This window comes from Stutzerimonas stutzeri, assembly GCF_024448985.1.
GTDB classification, from domain to species: Bacteria; Pseudomonadota; Gammaproteobacteria; order Pseudomonadales; family Pseudomonadaceae; genus Stutzerimonas; species Stutzerimonas stutzeri_AP.
In genome coordinates this window covers 1-5,643 of record NZ_JAMOII010000037.1, presented here as the reverse complement: position 1 = coordinate 5,643, position 5,643 = coordinate 1, and the positions used below count along the sequence as shown (strand labels likewise).

The window sequence follows — 5,643 nt, the reverse complement described above, 5'->3', positions numbered from 1 at the left end:
CCCACAAAGAGCGACACCTGTAACACCCGGCGCCAAAGGTCAGAACAACAAGAGAGGCAGGCTATGAACAAGATCTACCCTAGCGCCCAGCAGGCCCTCGACGGCCTGGTCGAGGACGGCATGACCCTTGCCGTGGGCGGCTTCGGCCTTTGCGGCATTCCTGAGGCCTTGATCGAAGCGCTGCGTGACACGGGCAAGAAAGACCTCACGGTGATCAGCAATAACGCCGGCGTGGACGGTTTCGGCCTCGGCGTGCTGCTGGAAACGCGCCAGGTGCGCAAGATGATTTCCTCCTATGTGGGCGAGAACAAAGAGTTCGAGCGCCAATATCTGGCCGGCGAGCTGGAGCTCGAATTCACTCCGCAAGGCACTCTCGCCGAGAAGTTGCGCGCTGGCGGTTCCGGCATTCCGGCCTTCTACACCCGGACCGGCTACGGCACGCTGATTGCCGAAGGCAAGGAAACGCGTCAGTTCAACGGCGAGTGGTATGTGATGGAAGAATCACTGACCGCCGACATCGCCTTGGTCAAGGCTTACAAAGCCGACAAGGCGGGCAATCTGGTCTTCAACAAAACCGCGCGCAACTTCAACCCGCTCGCGGCCATGGCCGGCAAGGTTTGCGTGGTGGAAGTCGATGAGCTGGTCGAAACCGGCGAACTGGACCCCGACCAGATCCATCTGCCGGGCATCTACGTGCAGCGCATCATCCATAACCCGAACGCCGAGAAGCGCATCGAAAAACGTACGGTGAGGAGCTGATCATGGCCTGGACACGCGAACAGATGGCGCAGCGCGCCGCGCAGGAATTGCAGGACGGCTTCTACGTCAACCTCGGCATCGGCCTGCCGACCCTGGTCGCCAACTACATTCCAGACGGCATGGACGTCTGGCTGCAGAGCGAGAACGGCCTGCTCGGCATCGGCCCCTTCCCAACCGAGGAAGAAATCGATCCCGATCTGATCAACGCCGGCAAGCAGACCGTGACCGCCCTGCCCGGCAGCGCCTTTTTCGACAACGCCATGAGTTTCGGCATGATCCGCGGCGGTCACATCAATCTCGCGATTCTTGGTGCCATGCAAGTCTCGGAGAAAGGCGATCTGGCCAACTGGATGATCCCCGGCAAAATGGTCAAAGGCATGGGCGGCGCGATGGACCTGGTGGCCGGCGTCAAGCGCGTGGTGGTGCTGATGGAGCACACGGCCAAGGGCGCGCACAAGATCATCGAACAATGCGACCTGCCGCTGACCGGTGTCGGCGTGGTCGACCGGATCATCACCGACCTGGGCGTGCTGGACGTGACCGAGCTGGGCTTAAAGCTGGTAGAGCTGGCCGATGGGGTGAGCTTCGAGCAGATGCAGGACGCGACCGGCTGCACGATCCATCGCTGAGCTGAACGCGCAATAGCCAAGCGCCACTGTGCATCGCTGGCGCCCGCGTGTAGCCTTGCCGGCACCTGAAGAACGATACGCCGGTTCATCTCGAGCCGATGACACGCAAGATTGGACACCTTAATGGCAAAGCAGACCTACAGCATTTCCGACCTGGCCAATGAGCTGGATATCACCACCCGCGCCATTCGCTTCTACGAAGAACAGGGCATGCTCTCGCCCACTCGCCGTGGCCAGGAGCGTATCTACAGCCCCAAGGATCGCGTTGCCCTGAAGCTGATCCTGCGCGGCAAACGCATCGGCTTCTCGCTGGCCGAATGCAAAACGCTGATCGAGCTCTACGATCCCAAGGCCGGCAACCAGAAGCAGCTGAACATCATGCTCGGCATGATCACCGAACGCCGGCAGCAGCTCGAACAGCAACTGCTCGACATCCAGCAGATGCAGCTGGAGCTCGATACGGCCGAAGAGCGCTGCCTCAGTGCTTTGAAAGCGACCCTCGGTAAAGAAGCGATCTGAACCTCTGTGCCGAGCTTTACGCCCCTGCCTGGCGTGAAATGCTCTCAACGATCCAGCGCCTCTCACGACTGCCGAGGTGGTGTGCGCCTAGGTGTTTTTTCCCTGCGCTGCACTCTTGACGGAACCCGGCTTTCCGGCTGGCGGAAGGGTTCAAAGTACCGTAGGGCCGAACTTGTTCGGCTTTCACAAATCTGCGGCCGAATAAATTCGGCCCTACGGACTCGAGCGATCCGTAAATAGTTTTTCAACGGCCTGATGGCACATCCGCTGATCCTAAGTCCAGCTAATCAGACACAAGTCCAGCATCATGGACACTCGATCAGTCCTTCGCTTCGCATGTCTAGCCAGCTGGACACAGACCTCCCAGCGCCTCTCCATCGAACGCTCTAGGACGGCATTTTCAGCGCTTCAGGAAAGTCAGGCACAGAACCTGCTAAGACAACAAGGCTTCACACCAGAACGCTGGCGGAGGGATGACGGGAGTCGCCCCTCCGCTCTGGCTGCGCAGCCAGCTGCCGCGCCACGACCTTTTGGTTCCAAAACAAAAAAAACAAGGAAAACGCACATGTCAGCAAAGAAAAAACTGTCCCGTCTCGCCTGTGCCATCGGTGCCGCCACCCTTCTCAGCGTCAGCCTGCTCAGCGGCAACGCAATGGCCATCGAGAAAATTCGCTGGCAGGTACCGCTGGCGTTCCCGTCCCATCTGATCGGCCTGACAACGCCGGTCAAATACCTTTCCGAATCGCTCAAGGCGATTTCGGGCGGCGACATCCAACTGCGCTACTACGAACCCGGCGAGCTGGTACCGCCATTCGAAATCATGGATGCGGTGAGCAACGGCAAGTATCCGGCCGGCTACACCTGGATCGGTTACGACCAGGGCACCATCCCAGCGCTGCCGCTGTATTCCGGTGCGCCGTTCAACATGGAGCCGCCGGCCTACATTGCCTGGTACTACGAGGGTGACGGTAAGAAGCTGCTCGAGGAAATCTATGCCGAGCGCAACATCCACCCGATGCTGTGCAGCATCATCGGCCGGAAGGTGCTGGCTGGTTCGCCAAGCCCATCGAGAAGCTGGAGGACATCGACGGGCTGCGCATCCGCTTCGCCGGTATCGGCGGCAAGGTGCTCGAAAAGCTCGGCGCCTCGGTGACCATGGTTCCGGGCGGCGAGATTTACCAGGCACTGGAGCGCAAAACCATCGACGCCACAGAGTTCTCGCAGCCGGCCGTGGACAAGATGCTGGGCCTGGACCAGATCATCAAGAACTACATCATGCCGGGCTGGCACCAGACGCTAACCACCTCGCACCTGCTGGTGAACAAGGGCGTCTGGGACAAGCTGGAGCCGCAAAGCCGCGCGCTGATCGAAATGGGCTGCGAATCCGCAACGCTGAAGGGCTTTGCCGAAAGCGAGTGGGCTCAGCCGACTGCCCTGCGTGATTACGAGAAGCAAGGTGTGAAGGCTCAGGTGCTGCCTGAAGAAGTATTGCGCGAGCTGGAACGCGTCACCAACGAAGTGCTCGATGAGATGGCAGCGGAGAACGAAATGTTCAACCGCGTCCTGACCAGCCAACGAGAGTTCATGGAGCACCACTCAATCTGGCACGGCAAGGGCTACCTGCCACGCGATTACTACAAGTACGAGTAACCGCGCGAGTCGAGGGCGCAGCTTAGCTGCGCCCTTATTTCAAGCGGGCCGTTGCTGAACTGTGTATCTGCGACGCATGCCCGTGCTGGATTGCCGAGGTCGTCATGTCCGTTCATCCCGTTTCCTCCGACGCCGCAGCGCCGAACCTTCCTGCGGCTGCGCTACCGCATAACCGGCTGTCGTACTGGCTAGATAGGGCCTCGGTCGCCATTGGCGAACTCAGCGCCTGGATCTGGCTGTTGGTTCTGGCCGTCGTACTGACCAACGTGTTCAGCCGTTTCGTCCTGGCGCGCGGCTCCATTGCGCTGGAGGAGTTGTCTTGGCATCTGTTTGGTGCCGCTGTGTTGCTTTCCCTGGCCTACGCCGTCGTACGCGACGACCACGTGCGGGTCGATGTGTTGAGCGAGAAATTCACCCTGCGCAGCCGGGCCATCATCGAGTTGCTGGCCATCGCGTTCCTTGCCTTGCCTGTCGTTGTGCTGATGGTCGATGCGCTGATTCCCTTCGCCTACCAGGCGTTCATCTACAGCGAGCGTTCGCAAGCGCCAAGCGGCCTGCCGCATCGCTTCATCTTCAAGAGCACATTGCCGCTGGGCTTGATGCTCCTGGCGCTGGCGCTGTTCTCCAAAGCCACGCGCTGCAGCACGCTGTTGTTCAAATTCCCACGGGCCATTACGGCCTCTCCGAATGACCGCGACCGCGGCCATTCGCAGCCCTGATGGAGTAGCCGTAATCATGGGTCTGGAACAAATACTCGTCATCGGCATGTTCGCCAGCTTCATGGTGCTCTTGCTGCTTGGTTTCCCCGTCGCCTGGTCACTGGCCGGCATCGGGCTGCTGTTCGCCGTTCTCGGCTATGTCATGGTCGAGCACTTCGATGCCGATCTCTGGTTCACTTGGGAAGGCACCATCGGCGTGCTGGACGCCCGCATCTACGGCATCGTCGCCAACGAACTGATGGTCGCGCTGCCGCTATTCATCTTCATGGGCATCATGCTCGACCGTTCCGGCATCGCCGAGCGCTTGATGCACAGCCTGGTCCGTGTGCTCGGGCCGTTGCGCGGCGGTTATGCCGTGACGGTGGTGCTGGTGGGCATTCTGCTCGCCGCTTCTACCGGCATAGTCGGCGCTTCGGTGGCCCTGCTCGGCATGCTTTCGATCGGCCCCATGCTGCAGGCCAAATACAACAAGAGCCTGGCCGTCGGTACTGCCTGCTCGGTCGGCACGCTGGGCATCCTGATTCCGCCAAGTATCATGCTGGTGCTGATGGCAGATCGTCTCGGCACCTCCGAGGCTTCGGTGGGCAAACTGTTCATGGGTGCACTGATCCCCGGCATGATGTTGGCCGCGATGTACATCCTCTACATCGTGATCGTTTCCTGGGTGAAAAAAGACTTCGCGCCTGCTCCGGCCAACCGCCCAAAGCTCGACGCGCGCGCGCTGCTCGACGTCTTCCTGGCTGTGGTGCCGCCTTTCGTGCTGATCCTGGCGGTGCTTGGCTCAATCTTCTTCGGCATCGCCACGACCACCGAAGCCTCCGCTGTCGGCGCGTTCGGCGCAGTGCTGATGGCCGCTTGCAGCCGCAGGCTGAATCTCACCGTATTGAAGGATGCGCTCTACCAGACCAGCCGTACCTCGGCCTTCATCTTCGGCATCTTCATCGGCGCCACGGTGTTCGCCGCCGTGCTGCGCGGCCTGGGTGGCGACGATGTGATCCGCGATGCGCTCACTGGACTACCGTTCGGCCAGACTGGCGTATTGCTCACGGTGCTATTCATCACCTTCCTGCTGGGGTTCTTCCTGGACTGGGTGGAGATCACCTTGATCGTTCTGCCACTGGTAGCACCGGTACTGTTCTCCATGGGCATCGATCCGCTGTGGTTCGCGATTCTTTTCGCGCTGTGCCTGCAGACCTCGTTCCTGACACCACCAGTAGGCTTCGCCCTGTTCTATATCAAAGGCGTCTGTCCGCCAGAAGTTACCACCCGCGACGTCTATCTCGGTGTATTGCCGTACATCCTGATCCAGCTGCTCGGCCTGGCGCTGGTGTTCTTCTTCGAGCCGCTGGCGACTTGGTTGCCTAAGG

The 5,643-nt window shown here is 60.4% G+C and carries 5 protein-coding genes and 1 pseudogene; all 6 read left to right on the top strand.

Annotated features, from left to right (window positions below; genetic code table 11):
* Positions 1 to 63: 63 nt before the first annotated feature.
* Positions 64 to 759 (top strand): CoA transferase subunit A, encoded by a 696-nt coding sequence (locus tag NA647_RS19410; protein ID WP_256059145.1) that lies wholly within the window; start codon positions 64 to 66, stop codon positions 757 to 759.
* Between the two features lie 2 nt (positions 760 to 761).
* Positions 762 to 1,388 carry a CoA transferase subunit B gene (locus NA647_RS19405; RefSeq protein ID WP_256059144.1) on the top strand — a complete coding sequence of 209 codons (627 nt, stop codon included), beginning with the start codon at positions 762 to 764 and terminating at the stop codon, positions 1,386 to 1,388.
* Positions 1,389 to 1,511: 123 nt separating this feature from the next.
* Complete coding sequence (locus tag NA647_RS19400; protein ID WP_256059143.1) at positions 1,512 to 1,907, top strand: MerR family transcriptional regulator; 396 nt, start codon at positions 1,512 to 1,514, stop codon at positions 1,905 to 1,907.
* Between the two features lie 565 nt (positions 1,908 to 2,472).
* Positions 2,473 to 3,557 (top strand): annotated as a pseudogene (locus tag NA647_RS19395) (TRAP transporter substrate-binding protein).
* A gap of 104 nt (positions 3,558 to 3,661) precedes the next feature.
* On the top strand, positions 3,662 to 4,276 hold the full coding sequence (locus NA647_RS19390) for a TRAP transporter small permease subunit (RefSeq protein WP_256059142.1): 615 nt from the start codon (positions 3,662 to 3,664) through the stop codon (positions 4,274 to 4,276).
* 16 nt (positions 4,277 to 4,292) lie between these two features.
* On the top strand, positions 4,293 to 5,643 hold a 1,351-nt coding region (locus NA647_RS19385; protein WP_256059141.1), incomplete at its 3' end, for a TRAP transporter large permease.